At 63.0% G+C, this 15,723-nt stretch carries 12 protein-coding genes; 8 read left to right on the forward strand and 4 right to left on the reverse strand.

Going from position 1 to position 15,723, the window contains the following annotated elements; all coding sequences use genetic code 11:
* The first annotated feature begins 33 nt into the window (after positions 1–33).
* From EHH60_RS08805 to EHH60_RS08835, 7 genes are all read left to right on the forward strand, one after another.
* Positions 34–1,476, forward strand: a complete 1,443-nt coding sequence (locus EHH60_RS08805) for a glutamine synthetase family protein (RefSeq protein WP_124159029.1) — start codon at positions 34–36, stop codon at positions 1,474–1,476.
* Positions 1,477–1,508: 32 nt separating this feature from the next.
* Complete coding sequence (locus EHH60_RS08810) at positions 1,509–2,684, forward strand: ABC transporter substrate-binding protein (RefSeq protein ID WP_124159030.1); 1,176 nt, start codon at positions 1,509–1,511, stop codon at positions 2,682–2,684.
* Between the two features lie 64 nt (positions 2,685–2,748).
* Positions 2,749–3,012 carry a hypothetical protein gene (locus EHH60_RS08815; protein ID WP_124159031.1) on the forward strand — a complete coding sequence of 88 codons (264 nt, stop codon included), beginning with the start codon at positions 2,749–2,751 and terminating at the stop codon, positions 3,010–3,012.
* On the forward strand, positions 3,012–3,881 hold the full coding sequence (locus tag EHH60_RS08820) for a branched-chain amino acid ABC transporter permease (RefSeq protein WP_109144605.1): 870 nt from the start codon (positions 3,012–3,014) through the stop codon (positions 3,879–3,881). The genes EHH60_RS08815 and EHH60_RS08820 overlap by 1 nt, the downstream gene beginning before the upstream one ends.
* 28 nt (positions 3,882–3,909) lie before the next feature.
* Positions 3,910–4,887 (forward strand): branched-chain amino acid ABC transporter permease, encoded by a 978-nt coding sequence (locus EHH60_RS08825; protein ID WP_502697399.1) that lies wholly within the window; start codon positions 3,910–3,912, stop codon positions 4,885–4,887.
* A gap of 32 nt (positions 4,888–4,919) precedes the next feature.
* Positions 4,920–5,651: an ABC transporter ATP-binding protein gene (locus EHH60_RS08830; protein WP_124159092.1), complete on the forward strand. Its 732-nt coding sequence runs from the start codon at positions 4,920–4,922 to the stop codon at positions 5,649–5,651.
* Positions 5,632–6,345, forward strand: a complete 714-nt coding sequence (locus EHH60_RS08835) for an ABC transporter ATP-binding protein (protein ID WP_124159033.1) — start codon at positions 5,632–5,634, stop codon at positions 6,343–6,345. Before EHH60_RS08830 ends, EHH60_RS08835 begins: the two co-directional genes overlap by 20 nt.
* A 479-nt stretch (positions 6,346–6,824) precedes the next feature.
* Here EHH60_RS08835 and EHH60_RS08840 read toward each other — a convergent pair whose 3' ends face one another.
* Positions 6,825–10,595: a vitamin B12-dependent ribonucleotide reductase gene (locus tag EHH60_RS08840; protein ID WP_124159034.1), complete on the reverse strand. Its 3,771-nt coding sequence runs from the start codon at positions 10,593–10,595 to the stop codon at positions 6,825–6,827.
* A gap of 805 nt (positions 10,596–11,400) precedes the next feature.
* On the opposite strand from EHH60_RS08840, the gene EHH60_RS08845 reads away from it, so the two are divergent.
* Positions 11,401–12,300 carry a DMT family transporter gene (locus tag EHH60_RS08845; protein WP_124159035.1) on the forward strand — a complete coding sequence of 300 codons (900 nt, stop codon included), beginning with the start codon at positions 11,401–11,403 and terminating at the stop codon, positions 12,298–12,300.
* Here EHH60_RS08845 and EHH60_RS08850 read toward each other — a convergent pair.
* From EHH60_RS08850 to EHH60_RS08860, 3 genes are all read right to left on the reverse strand, one after another.
* Positions 12,297–14,537, reverse strand: a complete 2,241-nt coding sequence (locus EHH60_RS08850; protein ID WP_199751353.1) for a CHASE3 domain-containing protein — start codon at positions 14,535–14,537, stop codon at positions 12,297–12,299. The genes EHH60_RS08845 and EHH60_RS08850 overlap by 4 nt on opposite strands.
* Entirely contained in the window at positions 14,534–14,956 is a 423-nt protein-coding gene (locus tag EHH60_RS08855) for a response regulator (RefSeq protein ID WP_124159036.1), read from the reverse strand. Before EHH60_RS08855 ends, EHH60_RS08850 begins: the two co-directional genes overlap by 4 nt.
* Positions 14,957–15,198: 242 nt before the next feature.
* A partial coding sequence (locus EHH60_RS08860) for a BA14K family protein (protein ID WP_148090213.1) occupies positions 15,199–15,723 on the reverse strand: 525 nt, incomplete at its 5' end.

Here is a 15,723-nt window from a genome sequence, read left to right on the forward strand (position 1 = left end):
CCAGGCCGGCCCAGCTCAGCAAAGGAGATGTCGTTGAGTTTCGTCGAAAAGCACGGCCTCTGGTCGACCGAACAGAAGGAGGCTGCCATCCGCATGCGGCGGATGGCTGAGGAGCAGGAGCTGCATACGATCCGGCTCTCCTTCCCGGACCAGCACGGCATCTTGCGCGGCAAGGCGCTGGTCGCTTCCGAGGCGCTCTCGTCGATCGAGAGCGGCTGCTCGATAACGACGACGTTGCTCGCGAAGGACACCTCTCACCGCACGGTGTTTCCCGTCTTCACCGCTGGCGGCGGCTTTGGGATGAACGAGATGCAGGGGGGAGGCGACGTCGTGATGGTCGCCGATCCCACCACCTTCAAGGTTCTCCCCTGGGCACCAAAAACCGGGTGGGTGCTTTGCGACCTCTACTTCTCCGACGGACGACCCGTGCCCTTCGCCTCCAGGGGCCTGTACCAATCCGTGCTGGGGCAGCTCAAAGACCGGGGCTATGACTTCAAAGCGGGCCTCGAGGTCGAATGCCACATCTTCAAAGTCGAGAATCCCCGACTAGCCCCTTGGGACGCCGGCAGTCCCGGTCAACCCGGTGAGCCTCCGGAGGTCAGCCTGCTTTCGCAGGGCTATCAGTACCTGACGGAGCAACGCTACGACCAGATGGAGCCTGCGCTCGAGCTGATCAGGCAAAACATCGTGGCGCTGGGCTTGCCGCTTCGGTCGATCGAGGTGGAGTACGGGCCGAGCCAATGCGAGTTCGTGTTTCAGCCCACCGTCGGCATTGAGCCGGCGGACACCATGGTGCTGTTTCGTACGGCAGTGAAGCAGATCTGCAACCGCCACGGCTATCACGCGACCTTCATGTGCCGGCCGCGGATACCGAACGTGATGTCATCGGGGTGGCATCTTCACCAATCGCTGGTCTCGCGAACAGACGGCGTCAACGCGTTCATGACGAGCGAACCGGCCGGTCTGTCGAAACTTGGCAAGCACTATATGGCCGGGTTGCTGGAGCATGCCAGGGCATCCGCGGTCTTCTCGACGCCGACGATCAATGGCTACAAGCGCTACCGTTCCTATTCGCTGGCTCCGGATCGGGCGATCTGGGGACGCGACAACAGGGGCGTCATGATCCGCGTCCTGGGCGGTCCCGACGACAAAGCCACCCGGCTCGAAAACAGGATCGGCGAGCCGGCCGCAAACCCCTATCTGTACATGGCGTCGCAGATTCTGGCCGGCCTCAACGGCATTGATCGCCAGCTCGATCCCGGTCCGTCGGCGGACACTCCCTACGAGACCAAGGCGAACCTCCTGCCGACCTCCTTGCGCGAGGCGGTGTTTGCGTTGCGCGATGACCCCTTCTTCCGCGAGGCTCTGGGAGAGAAATTCGTCGACTACTACGTTTTCATCAAGAACGCGGAAATCGAGCGCTTCCAATCCACGGTCACCGAGTGGGAGCAGCGAGAATATTTTGAAATGTTCTGAAACAGCATCACTGAAGCGGAGAGAAGACAGAGATGAGCTTGAGGTTTGGACTTGTTGGGGTCGTCGCGATTGCCACTGCCTGGATGTCGCCGGCGCAGTGCGACACGATCAAGGTGGGGATCATTGGCACCATGTCCGGTCCGTATGCCCTGTTCGGCCAGAACTTCAAGTACGGCATTGACGCCTGGGTGGCCGAGCATGGATCGAAAGTCGGCGGTCATCAGATCGAGTTTGTCTACCGCGACGAAGAATCGCCGAACCCCGCCAAGTCGAAATCATTGGCTCAGGAGTTGATCGTCAAGGAGAAGGTTCAGTACATCGCGGGACTGTACTTCACTCCGGACGCCCTGGCCGTCGCTCCACTTCTTGAGGAAGCGAAGGTACCTATGGTCGTCATGAACGCCGCTACGTCCGCGATCGTCGAGAAGAGCCCCTACATCGTGCGGACGTCCTTTACGATGTGGCAGAACACAGTCCCCGCGGCAAAGGTGGCGAAGGCCAGAGCGGCCAAGAAAGTGGCGATCGCCGTCAGCGATTACGGCCCCGGCATCGATGCTGAAGCAGCCTTCAAAAAGACGTTCGAGGCAGATGGAGGCACCATCGTCCAATCGATCAGGATGCCGCTCAATACGACCGACTTCGGCCCGATCATGCAAAGGATCAAGGATTCCGGCGCAGACATGATCTTCACGTTCTTGCCGGCCGGTCCGCCAACCCTGGGATTCGTCAAGGCCTATATCGACAACGGACTGAAAGCGTCCGGTGTGAAGTTGTTGTCCACGGGTGATGTCGTGACCGAGCCCGACCTTCCGAATATCGGTGACAGCGGCGAGGGCATCTTGTCGACTTACCACTACGCGGTCTCGCATGACTCGCCAGAGAACAAAACCTTCCTGGCCGATATGATCAAGGTTGGCGCCAAGCCTGACGACATCACCATGGCGTCTGTCGCCGCCTATGACGGTGCTCGGCTCATTTACAAGATGGTTGAGGCCACGAACGGTCAAAAGGATCCGGACAAAGCCCTTGCGGCCGTGAAGGGTATGAAATGGGTCAGTCCGCGCGGACCCGTGTCGATCGACCCGGATACCCGACATATTCGTCAGAACGTGTATCTGCGCGAAGTCGTGAAGCAGGACGGCAAGTTCCTCAACAAGGAGCTGCAAACGTTCGATGCGCAGCCGGACTGGGGCCTGGCGAAGAACTAGAGCGGATCGCTCGCGAAGTAAATCTCGCGAGCAATCTCTTCATCGTGTCGGAGAAGGGCCCAGAATGAGTGGTCGGTCGCAGTCTATTCGCTTCGTCAACGGTCGCATCTATCGCGATGCCAGCGACCGGATTCCGGCCGCTACGCTGGTGACGCAAAATGGCGCCATTGGTTTTGTCGGCCCTCAGGACGAGGCCCCCTCCGCAGACGCCACGGTCGATCTGTGCGGAGCAACTGTGATACCCGGCGTGACGGACGCACACATCCATCTGTTCGGGATCGCTGCCGGACGGCTCCATATCAGCAAAGCCGTAGAAGTATTCAACTAATGGCGTGGACGGGTCTCAGCATCGGGCTGGATGCCCTCTCGTACGGCATGGTGCTTTTCATCATCTCCATCGGGCTGTCCATCATGATGGGCCTGATGAGGGTGGTGAACCTCGCCCATGGCGCATTTGCGATGATCGGGGGATATCTCGCGTCTTTCGCGCTCAAGAACGCAGGAGTTGGATATCCGCTCGCGATTGTCCTGGCGGTCCTGGGCACCATCGCGATCGCCTTTCCGCTCGAGTTTCTTCTCTACCGCCGGATTTATCGCAAGTCCGATGAGCTGACCCAGATTTTGCTCACGATCGGCATTGCGTTCGTCATCATCGGCGTTGCCAACTACATTCTTGGCCCGACAACCAAATCCATTCCGCTGCCTCCGCTGCTGAGCGGTCCCGTCGATCTCGGTTTCCGAATGATCCCAGCTCATCGGATCTTCGTGATGATTTGCGGAGTGTGCACCGCAGGCTTGCTCTGGCTACTGATCGACCGCACCGAGTTCGGGATCCGGCTGCGCGCCGCGGTCGACAACGGTGATATGGCCGAGTCGCTCGGAATCAAGACGCAGATCCTTTTTTCCGCGACATTCGCGCTTGCGGTCGGCCTGGCGGCGTTCGGAGGTGTGGTGGGCGCCGAACTCTTGCCCGTCGAACCATTTTACGCGCTCAGATATATGGTGACTTTCCTTGTCGTCGTCTCGGTCGGCGGCGCCGGATCGATACCGGGCGCCGTGGCGGCATCGATATTGCTTGGCCTTGCGGACACGACCGGCAAGTACCTTGCACCCGAATATGGTGAGTTCTTCTTCTATCTTGCGGTCATCCTGGTCGTGTTTCTGTTTCCGAACGGTCTTTTGGGCAGGAGACACTGACGTGACCGATCGAATCCTGGTCAATGGCGTGAGCGCGCCTCGTTTCTCCGTCCCGCTCGAGCTGCGCGCCGTCGCAATCACGCTGGCGCTCGGAGCGCTCGGCTACACGCTTTTTCCTGATGACCTCGCGTTTCTGACGCGACTGATCAGCATCACGCTTCTGGTGCTGTCGCTCGATCTGGTCACGGGATATTGCGGTGTCGCCACCCTCGGGCATGCGGCGATCTACGGTGTGAGCGCCTATGTCGTTGGTAACGCCTGCCTTGCCGGACATTCCGACCCCCTGCTGCTGTTGCTCGTGGGGGCGGTGGCTGGTGCTCTGATGGGGCTGGTCTCAGGGGCCCTTGTCACGAGGTTCAGGGGTCTCCCCCAACTCGTGCTATCCATTGCCGTCGGACAGCTCATCGCGGCGCTAGCCAATAAACTGTCCAGCGTCACAGGCGGAAGCGACGGATTGTCCGGCATTTCGCCTGGACGACTCTTCGGGATCTATGCGTTCGACATGTACGGCCGCACCGGCTACGTATTCTCCGTTGCGGTGCTCATGGTCGTTTTCGTGGTGCTGCTTCGAATCGTGCACTCTCCCTTCGGCCTTCTTTGTCAGGCAATCAAGGATGACAGCCTTCGGGCACGGATGATCGGTGCCCGCGTGTATCCCCGGCTCGTGCTGATGTATGGCCTGTCGGGGGTGGTTGGCGGAATTGGGGGTGCTCTCAACGCCATCAATACGGGCGTCGTAGGACTCGATAGCATCGGATTTGAGCGGTCGGCTGAAGCTCTCGTCATGCTCGTCCTGGGTGGCGCAGGCAGTCTGTGGGGCGCGCTGATCGGATCCATCGTCTTCCAGGTTTTCGAGCACTATGTCTCGGCCGCGAATCCATTCCATTGGATGACCATGGTCGGTGCGTTGCTGATTGCGGTCGTGTTGTTCGCCCCCAAAGGCCTGGTATCCCTGGGGGGCTTGCTTGCTGGTCGCGCCACGTACGTGATGAGGAGGCGCCCGTGAGCCAGTCCCTGCTTGAGCTGCGAAACGTTTCGATGTCCTTCGGCGGGATGAGGGTGAACGATGATATTTCCTTCAGTATCGGAAAGGGAGAAAGGGTCGCGTTGATTGGCCCGAACGGCGCGGGCAAAACCACGCTCGTCAACGTCATCTCCGGTGACTTGACCCCTTCACAAGGCGCCGTACACCTCGCCGGTGTTGATGTGACCGCGCTGCCGATTTCCGATCGCGTCGATGCCGGCTTGGTCCGGACATTTCAGATTACGAGGCTCTTCAAGAGCCTGACGGTCGCGCAGAACGTCGCGCTCGCCGTGATGCAACGAAAGGGGCTCACGAGTAATATATTTTCCTCCCCGATAGATCGGCCGGACGTTCGCCGGGAGTGGGAGCGGGCCCTTGGAACGCTCGGTATCGCCCATCTGGCGGATAGGCAGGTCTCGCAACTGGCGTACGGTCAGCAGCGCCTTCTTGACCTGGCAATCGGGCTTGCTCTCGAGCCGAAGGTCCTGCTCCTGGACGAGCCTGCGGCAGGGGTGCCGTCAGAGGAGTCCTCCAAGATCATCGAGGCGATCGACAGATTGCCATCTGATATTGCGGTTTTGATGATCGAGCATGACATGGACCTGGTCTTCAGATTTGCCCGCCGTGTGCTCGTTCTCGCCAACGGAAAGCTGATCTTCCAGGGCGATCCGAGAGAAGTCACGCACCATCAGGAAGTCCGTCGAGCTTATCTAGGTAGCTACGCAGATGCCCGCCACGCGTCTTGAAGTCAAAGGTTTGAGTGCTGGGTACGGCCCCACGCGCGTCGTTGATGAGATGTCCTTCGAGGTGTTGCCTGGAGGCCGTCTCAGCGTCCTTGGCCGCAACGGAGTCGGCAAGACGACATTGCTCGCATCGCTGATGGGTCTCACAACACATCATGGGGGAAAAGTATTCCTCGGCGAGGTCGATCTTACAGATTCCAAGGCGTCTACACGCGCTCAGCTGGGCCTGGGCTACGTGCCGCAGACACGGGACATTTTCCGATCGCTGACGGTGGAAGAAAATCTGGTCGCGGGACTCAAGGACCGCCGTCGAGATGCGCTTGAAGAGGTCTACGTATTGTTTCCGAGATTGGCCGAACGTCGACGCCATTTCGGGACGCAATTGTCGGGCGGCGAGCAGCAGATGCTCTCGCTCGCCAGGACGCTGCTGGGAAGACCTTCAGTTCTCCTCCTGGATGAACCGCTCGAGGGGCTCGCGCCAGTGATCTGCGATCAGATCATGGAAATCATCACCGCGCTGGCGAGTTCTGGTGAGATGACCATCGTTTTGGTCGAGCAACAGATCGAACGAGCGCTGCGGTTTGCTGATCATGTCATGGTGGTTGAACGCGGCAAGGCGGTCTGGAGTGGGGAATGCTCGCAGCTACGCGACGACCCTAAGATGGTCGACCGCTTGCTCGGTGTTGGGGTGCATTAAGGCATGCGGTTTTCCTTGTCATTGAGAAAATGGGCAAGCTCGTATCACCTTTTCGAGGAGCGCTTGTCCTGACCATTCGCAACCTGACTGGTGATTGCCTGGGTCGCCGCCGACGATCTCACGAGGCCATCAGGGGAAAACGGCTGAAGATCAGTGCGTGCTTTTGCGGCTGAAGAAAGTCTCTGAAGCGAGCAGCCTCTCGCAAGGCCCAAAGCCGGCGAGAGCACCTGCCACGCGCTGCGCGATGCCTGTACGATGCGCGCTGATCGGCTCCAATTGCCGACCGGCTGCGGCAGTTGCCCTCTGAGCTTTGGTGCCTCCGTCTTGGCATGGACGGAGATTTTAAAGACGAAAGCCCACCGCGGACGGTGGGCAGTCGCTTACTCGGATTATGGAATGGACATCCAAAGCCGGGCACAGTGGGCACAAGAGTATGCGGGGTGAACAACTTTTACCCACCCCACATGCAAGTCGGAATATCAACTGCAGCCGGTTGTGCTTCCGCAAGTATCGCACTTCATGCAGGTCCCATTCCGCACCAGCGTGAAGTTGCCGCACTCCGAGCACATCTCGCCCTCGTAGCCCTTGGCCTTGGCTTCGGCGCGGCGCTCGGCTTTGGTGGGGACGAGCGTTTGCGCGGTGCCGGCTTTGCTCCACTGGAGCTGCTCGAGCTTCTCCGTCGGCGAGAGGTCGTGCTGGGCTTCCTGTTTCAGGGCGACGGCGCCTTCCAGGGCGTCGCCGACGCGGGCGCTCGCGCCGTGCGAGGCCATCGCCGTGACCTTGCTGCCGCCTGAGGGCGCGCTGTCGTTGCCTTGCGAGACCGCGGTCGAACCGCCGCGCATCACGAACAGGTTGTCCGTCCGCGAGCGGGTGAGGCCGCGCGAGACCAGCTTGGTGGCGTGATGGCCGCCGTCCTCGTCCGGCTCCTTGCCTTCTTCGACGCCCTTGCCGAGCGCGTCGAAGCCCGTCTCGTTGGGATCGACGTGGGCGAGGTCGAAGCGGCTGAGATAGCTCACCGCGAGCTCGCGGAAGACGTAGTCGAGGATCGAGGTCGCGTACTTGATTGAGTCGTTGCCCTGCACGGGGCCCGCCGGCTCGAAGCGGGTGAAGGTGAAGGCGTCGACATATTCGTCCAGCGGCACGCCGTATTGCAGGCCGAGCGACACCGCGATGGCGAAGTTGTTGATGAAGGAGCGGAGCGCCGCGCCTTCCTTGTGCATGTCGATGAAGATCTCGCCGAGACGGCCGTCGTCATACTCGCCGGTGCGCAAGTAGACCTTGTGTCCGCCGACGACCGCCTTCTGGGTGTAGCCCTTGCGGCGATCCGGCATCTTCTCGCGCTCGCGCATCACGATGATGCGCTCGACGAGCTTCTCGACGACCTTTTCGGCCACGTGCGTGGCGCGCGCCGCCATCGGCTTCTCGTGGAGCGCCTCGACCGCATCGTCCTCGTCCTCGTCGTCGCTGATGAGCTGCGAGTTGAGCGGCTGGCTCAGCTTGGAGCCGTCGCGATAGAGCGCGTTGGCCTTCAGCGCGAGCTTCCACGACAGCATGTAGGCGGACTTGCAGTCCTCGACCGTGGCGTCGTTCGGCATGTTGATGGTCTTGGAGATCGCACCCGAGATGAAGGGCTGCGCCGCCGCCATCATGCGGATGTGGCTCTCGACCGACAGATAGCGCTTGCCGATCTTGCCGCAGGGATTGGCGCAGTCGAACACCGGATAGTGCTCAGGCCTAAGGTGCGGGGCACCTTCCACCGTCATCGCGCCGCAGATGTGGACGTTGGCCGCCTCGATCTCGCGCTTGGTGAAGCCGACGGCCTGGAGCAGGTCGAAGCCGGGGGCCGCGATCGCTTCAGCGCCGATGCCGAGCTGGTCGCGGATGAAGTCTTCGCCAAAGGTCCACTTGTTGAAGGCGAACTTGATGTCGAAGGCCGTCGGCAGGGCCTTCTCGACCTTGGCGATCGCCTCATCCGTGAAGCCCTTGGACTTCAACGTGGTGACGTTGATGCCGGGGGCGTTCGCCAGCGAGCCGTGGCCGACGGCATAGGCCTCGATCTCCGCGATCTCGCTCTCGCGATAGCCGAGCGCGCGCAGCGCTGCGGGGACAGCGCGGTTGATGATCTTGAAGTAGCCGCCGCCGGCGAGCTTCTTGAACTTGACGAGGGCGAAGTCGGGCTCGATGCCTGTCGTGTCGCAGTCCATGACGAGGCCGATCGTGCCGGTCGGCGCGATCACCGTGGTCTGGGCGTTGCGATAGCCGTGCTGCTCGCCGAGCTCGAGTGCCGCATCCCAGGCCGCCTGGGCATGGCTGACGAGGTCGGCTTGCGGGCAGGAGACGAGGTCGAGCGGCACCGGGTTGACGCTGAGCGCTTCATAGCCGTTGGACTGGCCATGCGCGGCGCGGCGGTGGTTGCGGATCACGCGCAGCATGTGCGCGGCGTTCTTCTTGTAGCCGGGGAAAGTGCCGAGCTCGGCGGCGATCTCCGCCGAGGTCTTGTAGGTGATGCCGGTCATGACCGCGGTGAGCGCGCCGCAGAGCGCGCGGCCTTCCTTGGAGTCATAGGGCAGGCCCATGGTCATCAGGAGGCCGCCGATATTGGCGTAGCCGAGGCCGAGCGTGCGGAACTCGTAGGAGAGCTCGGCGATCGCCTTCGACGGGAACTGCGCCATCATGACGGAGATTTCCAGCACGATGGTCCAGAGCCGGCAGAGGTGTTCGTAGCCCTCGACGTCGAAGCGCTTGGTCTCGGTGTTGTAGAACGTCAGCAGGTTCGCCGAGGCGAGGTTGCACGCCGTATCATCCAGGAACATGTATTCCGAGCACGGATTGGAGGCGCGGATGTCGCCGGACGCCTTGCAGGTGTGCCAGTCGTTCATCGTGCTGTTGAAGTGCAGGCCCGGGTCGGCCGAGGCCCAGGCGGCGTAGCCGATCTTCTCCCAGAGGTCGCGCGCCTTCAGCGTCTTCGTCACCTTCTTCGAGGTGCGGGCGGTCAGATTCCAGTCGCCATCCGTTTCCACGGCGCGCAGGAAGTCGTCCCTGAGCGAGACCGAGTTGTTGGAGTTCTGGCCCGAAACGGTGAGGTAGGCTTCGCTATCCCAGTCGGTGTCGTAGGTGTCGAACTGGATGTCCTTGTAGCCCTGCTTGGCGAACTGGATGACGCGCTTGATGTAATTGTCGGGCACTAGGCTGCGGCGGGCGAGCTTGATCTCGCGGCGCAGGGCAGGGTTCTTTTCGGGGTCGAAGCAGTCGTCGCCCGAGCCTTCGCAGTTCACGCAGGCCTTCAGCACCGCTTTCAAGTGCTTCTGGTTGATCTTGGATCCCGTGACGAGGGCGGCGACCTTCTGCTCCTCCTTCACCTTCCAGTCGATATAAGTCTCGATGTCGGGGTGATCGACGTCGACGACGACCATCTTGGCGGCTCTACGCGTGGTGCCGCCGCTCTTGATCGCGCCGGCGGCGCGGTCGCCGATCTTGAGGAAGCTCATCAGGCCGGACGAGCGGCCGCCGCCGGAAAGCTTTTCGCCTTCGCCGCGCAGGCGCGAGAAGTTTGAGCCGGTGCCGGAGCCGTATTTGAACAGGCGCGCCTCGCGCACCCAGAGATCCATGATGCCGCCCTCGTTGACGAGGTCGTCGCCGACGCCCTGGATGAAGCAGGCGTGCGGCTGCGGATGCTCGTAGGCCGACTTCGACTTGGTCAGCTTGCCGGTGAAGGGGTCGACGTAATAATGGCCCTGGCCGGGGCCGTCGATGCCGTAGGCCCAGTGCAGGCCGGTGTTGAACCATTGCGGCGAGTTCGGCGCGACCATCTGCCTGGCGAGCATGTAGCGGAGCTCGTCATAGAAGGCCTGGGCATCGTCATCGGTCGAGAAATACTTGCCCTTCCAGCCCCAATAGGTCCAGCAGCCGGCGAGGCGATCGAACACCTGCTTGGCCGAGAGCTCGCTGACGTAGCGCTCCTTCTCGGGCAGCTGGCTTAGGGCATCGGTGTCGGGCACGGAGCGCCACAGGAAGGAGGGGACGGATTCCTCCTCGACCTTCTTCAGGCGCGCGGCAACGCCGGCTTTGCGGAAATATTTCTGGGCGAGCACGTCGGAGGCGACCTGCGACCACTCGGCCGGCACCTCGACGTTCTCCAGCTTGAACACGACCGAGCCGTCGGGATTGCGAATCTCCGACGTGGTCAGGCGGAATTCGATTCCCGCATAAGGTGACTGTCCCGAAGTGGTGTGGCGCCGCTCAATCCGCATGGTCTTGCCCCGTCCTTAATCTATGACCGGTCCCGCCCCTCGTTGTGGGCGTGCCGGGTCGACATTTCGTTTCGCGGCTCCTTCCGGCCGTCCGGCCTCGAGGTTCCGCAGTTCAGCCGGTGGATCCGGCCCTGTTTTTCCCGGCGCGACGTCGATGCGTGCATCGATCATCCCGCCGGCACGTCCACACCCATCCGCCCCCAAGGGGATGTGCGCGACATGCGTTCAACGCCCCACAACGCCGCAACTTGTCTCACTTCACGCAGGTGTCACTTCGGCACCACCGCGAAGTCTGCCTTCCGAGCCTGTTGCCGGCCCGTTCTGGCGCCCCCGGGAGTCCGCATGTCGAGGGCAGACAAGCCCTCATGCCGCTGCCTTTGGCTGGCCGGCGGAGCTGAGATTTGCGTGACCCTTTGGGGGAGTGCCGGCGGGACGCAAACTCACTCGCGCCGAACGGACCGAAAGCTAGGACTCTCCGTTGCGCCCGTCAAGAACTAGTGCGAGTTCCTGAATCAAATACTAAATATGGTGGATTGTGGGGGATAACAGGGGTCTTCGCCGCGCCTGTTGTGGGCCCAAGTATCAGTGAGTCCTCAGGGATTCCCAACCGAAAAAATTTGCATCAGGTGAGCTGCGGAGGCTTCATCCCGCTGTTCACAGGGCAGGTATATTTTTCAGGACCGGGATTGCGTCGGGGGGACTCACGTAGCCCTACGGAAGGTGAGGGCAGGCATGCCCGTTGCGGCGGTGGTTTGGCCAGCGAATCCGGGCCAAGCTGAGCCCGATTTTCGCCGGACCACCTGACATGCATGATTCGACTCGCCGGGATGCGCGGCCGCGCATCGCCCCGGCCGGCCTGATGTTCCTCGCGATCACCTCGATCGGCTGGGGCTTCAACTGGCCCGTGACCAAATTCCTGCTCGGTGAGCTGCCGCCGCTGACGCTGCGCGGGGTCACCGGCGTGCTCGGGGCGGTGCTGCTGGCGCTGTTCGCGGTAATGCGTCGGCAGAGCTTGCGCGTTCCGGGCGGGGTCTGGCCGCGCCTGCTCACCGCAGCCGCGCTCAACGTCACCGGCTGGATGGTGCTGATGGGACTGGCGCTGCTCTGGCTGCCGGCGAGCGAGGCGGCGCTGATCGCCTATACCATGCCGGTCTGGGCCTCGATCATCGCCTGGCCGGTGCTCGGGGAGCGGCCGACGGTGTTGCGCACGCTGGGGCTGGTGCTGGCCTTTGCGGGGCTTGGCTCGATCATGGGCGGCAACGGCATTGCCGCAAGCACTTCGAAGCTGCCGGGCATCATCATGGTGCTGGTCGGCGCGTTCGGCTTCGCCCTGGGCACGGTGCTCTCGAAGAAGTACCCGATCCAGCTGCCGCCGATCACGGCCGCGGCCTGGCAGATCGGGATCGGCTGCCTGCCGATCTCGATCGTCGGCCTCCTGATCGAGACCACGGACCTATCGAAGGTGACGCCGGTCGGCTGGTGGCTCCTGGTCTATTCGGTCGTCGGGCAGTTCTGCATCGCCTATGTCAGCTGGTTCGCCGCACTCGCGCGCCTGCCGGCCTCGGTCGCCGCGATCGGCACCATGGCGGTGCCCGTGATCGGCGTGGTGGCCTCGGCGGTCGCACTTGGCGAGCCGCTCGGGGCAGGGCAGATCGCGGGGCTGGTGTTCACGCTGGCGGCGGTGGTGCTGGCGACGCGGGGTTAGCTCCCCAGCGCCTTCCGGATCATCTCGGCGAGCTGGTTTCGGCGGTACGGCTTGGTCAGCAGCATCACGCCGTCATCGAGCTTGCCATGATGGACGATGGCATTGTCGGTGTAGCCGGAGGTGTAGAGCACCTTTAGCCCCGGGCGGAGTGCTGCGACCTTCTCGGCGAGCTCGCGCCCGCTCATGCCGCCGGGGATGACGACGTCGGTGAAGAGGAGATCGAACTTCTGGCCAGCCTCGATCAATTCCAGCGCGGACTTGGCGTCGGACGCGGCCACGGTCTTGTAGCCGAGGCTTTGCAGCTGCGCGGTGACGAAGTTGCGCACGAGATTGTCATCCTCGACGACGAAGATCGTCTCGGCGCCGCCTTCGGCCTGCGGCGCGACCGGAGCGGTCACCTCCGCCATGCCTTCGCCGGGCGGCAGATAGAGCTTGATCGTGGTGCCGTGCGCTTCCTCGCTGTAGATCTTGATGTGGCCGCCGGACTGCTTGACGAAGCCGTAGACCATGGAGAGGCCGAGGCCGGATCCCTTGCCGACCTCCTTGGTGGTGAAGAACGGCTCGAACGCCTTCTGCTGGGTCTCCACCGACATGCCGGTGCCGGTGTCGCTGACCGCGAGCATTATATAGGGGCCGGGCGTCACGTCGGCATTGGCCTGCGCATAGGCCTCGTCCAGCACGACGCGGTGGGTCTCCAGCAGCAGCTTGCCGCCGTTCGGCATGGCGTCGCGGGCGTTGATCGCCATGTTGAGCACGGCATTGGTCAGCCTGGACGGATCGATATGCGCCGTCATCGGTCCCTGTTCCAGCACGGTCTCGATCTGGATCTGCTCACCGAGCGTGGGGCGCAGAAGCTTTGCGATGTCCGATATCGCGGCGTTGATCTCGACGTTGCGCGGCTCGAGCGGCTGCCGGCGCGCGAACGCCAGCAGATGCTGGATCAGCTCGGCGCAGCGCTCGGCGGCGTCGTCGATCAGCCGTGCCGTGCGCTGAAGCTCGGGCTGGTCCTTCAGGCTCTCCACCAGCGTCTCGGTGTTGCCGGAGATGACGGTCAGCATGTTGTTGAAGTCGTGCGCGACGCCGCCGGTGAGCTTGCCGATCGCATCCAGCTTCTGCGACTGGTGCAGCTGCCGCTCGGTCTCGCGCGAGGTGGTGGCATCGTGATAGACCAGCACCGCGCCCGAGACATTGCCTTGCCCGTCCCGCATCGGCCGGCCGCTGATCATGAGATGGCGGGGAGGATCGCCGCTGTGCGGGCGGACGATCATCTCCAGCTCTTCGAACTGCTCGCCGCGCAGCACGCGCGTCGATGGCAGCTCGTCGGCCTCGAGCGGCGTGACGCCGTCGCCGTGAAACACATCGGACAGCGCGCGCAGATTGTTCAAATTCATGCCGGCGCGATGCAACAGCATGCGCTCGGCGGCCGGATTGGACAGAAGGACATTACCCTCGTCGTCGATGACCAGCACCGCCTCCGCCATGCTGCGAAACGTGCTCTGGAGCACGTTGACCGACAGGCGCAGCTCGTCATGTGCGGTGACCAGGTGCTCGGTCCGCTCCGCCACCGCTTCCTCGAGCGCCGCCTTGGCGGCTCGTGTTTGCTCAAGCGAACTCTGGAGCTCACCCGTGGTGCGCCGGCTTTCGCGCATCACCAGCGCGACCAGGAGCAGGATCAGCACGGCGCCGGCGACGTCGATACCGAGCAGCACAATGCCGGTACGGCGCGAATCCTGGGACCGCTCGGTGAGCAGGCGCTCTTCCGCGGCGCTCAGACGGTCGAGATTGGCCATCACCGTGTCCATGAGGCCGCGGCCCTCGGCCTTGCTGTTGAGCGCGGCAATGCCGGCCTGGTCGTTCTCGGCACGGAGGCGCATCGCCGTGGCGGCGATCTCCATCCGGCGCAGCGCCAGCGGTTCGGTGCCCTCCAGCAGCGCGACCTGATCGGGATTGTCGCGCACGTCGCGCTTGAGGTCGGCGAGCGCCGGCGCGATCATGGCGTGCGCCGTCTGGAAGTCCTCGCTGAAGCCCGGGGTGCGATAGAGCTCGTAGCCGCGCGCAGCGCTCTCGGCACGGCGCAGCAGCACGCGCAGATCGGAGATCTTCTTCTGCACCTGCGCGGTATGGTTGACCCATGTCGCGTCGGACCGCGACTTGACGTCGAGGGCGATCGAGGCCGCGGCGATGATCAGGAGGATGGCAAGTCCAGCACCGAAAATGACGCGCTGCGTTGGAATCAAGGGGCCTCTTTCTTGTCCTTCGGCTGTGCGCTCTCGCCAGCGCCGGCGAGGCATTCCCGGATCGTGGTCAGCAGCGCTTCCGGCGTGAACGGCTTGCGCAGGCAGCGCGTTGCGCCAAGCTCCAGCGCCATGCGGAGAAAATCGGGAGAGGGCGCGGCGGATGAGGCGAAGGCGTAGCCCGACATTGCGATCAGCGGAGTGGTCGGCGCGCGCTCGTGAAAGATGCGGATGGATTCGAATCCGCGCATATGCGGCATGAAGATGTCAACCAGCATCACGTCGAAGGCCTGCGATTCCAGCGCAGCCAGTCCTGTTTCGCCGCCGTCGGCTAGCGTGACGTCGAAGCCCTGACGTTGGAGGAGGACCTCGATGGTCGCGCCGACCATCGGATCGTCATCAACCACGAGAACACGCGGCATGACACTTCCCAGGTGATCGAAGTCCCCACTGCATTTGGTGATATCCGCGAATCGTGTGTCCGGTCAATTTTGGATTGGGCCCGCAAGGATATGCACGGCGCAGTGCATAAGGTCGTCTGCACCGGTTCTCTCCTTCCTCTGGCAGCCGCGGGACGGAGCCCTGGCGGAGCGAGGGATACGCCGATTGCGAGAAAGGCGCCGCATCGCTGCGGCGCCTTTTGCCTCATGCCCAGGCGGTCTGCTTACGGGCAGGGATGCCGCCGGCCGTCGTAGCCGAGATAGGTGCCCGAAGCCGGGTCGTACGATTTGAACCGCTGCGCGCAATAGGCAGCGGAGTCGCCGCCGCCATCCTGCACCACAGCAACCGACGGTTCGTCATAGTAGCTGCCGTAGTAATAGGGATCATCGTAATAGCCGTATCCGCCGCCGTAGCCGCCATAATAAGCGTACGAGCCGAGGCCGCCGACTGCGACGCCGGTCGCGAAGCCTGGCCAGAAGCCGCCGTGACGATGATGATGCCAATGACGGCCGCCCCAGTTGCTTCCGCCCTGCCAGTTGCCCGCGGTCGCGACGCTGCGGGTGCCGCTGAAGGACGGCGAGAAGGACTGACGGGGTGTCGCGCCGGCTACGAAGCTGCCGCCGCTCGGACGCATCGCGGTGCCGGCTGCGAAACTGCCGCCGCTTGGACGCATCCCGGTGCCGGCTGCGAAACCGCCTCCGCTCGGACGTGCCGCGGCCCCGGCCCCGAAATTCCCGCCGCCGCCGCC

The sequence above is a fragment of the Bradyrhizobium sp. RP6 genome (assembly GCF_003837805.1).
Taxonomy (GTDB): domain Bacteria; phylum Pseudomonadota; class Alphaproteobacteria; order Rhizobiales; family Xanthobacteraceae; genus Bradyrhizobium.

Coding starts and splice junctions, on each gene's coding strand:
- EHH60_RS08810 (WP_124159030.1), top strand. CDS start 1,509: ATGAGCTTGAGGTTTGGACTTGTTGGGGTCGTCGCGATTGCCACTGCC.
- EHH60_RS08815 (WP_124159031.1), top strand. CDS start 2,749: ATGAGTGGTCGGTCGCAGTCTATTCGCTTCGTCAACGGTCGCATCTAT.
- EHH60_RS08820 (WP_109144605.1), top strand. CDS start 3,012: ATGGCGTGGACGGGTCTCAGCATCGGGCTGGATGCCCTCTCGTACGGC.
- EHH60_RS08830 (WP_124159092.1), top strand. CDS start 4,920: ATGTCCTTCGGCGGGATGAGGGTGAACGATGATATTTCCTTCAGTATC.
- EHH60_RS08835 (WP_124159033.1), top strand. CDS start 5,632: ATGCCCGCCACGCGTCTTGAAGTCAAAGGTTTGAGTGCTGGGTACGGC.
- EHH60_RS08840 (WP_124159034.1), bottom strand. CDS start 10,595: ATGCGGATTGAGCGGCGCCACACCACTTCGGGACAGTCACCTTATGCG.
- EHH60_RS08845 (WP_124159035.1), top strand. CDS start 11,401: ATGCATGATTCGACTCGCCGGGATGCGCGGCCGCGCATCGCCCCGGCC.
- EHH60_RS08855 (WP_124159036.1), bottom strand. CDS start 14,956: ATGCCGCGTGTTCTCGTGGTTGATGACGATCCGATGGTCGGCGCGACC.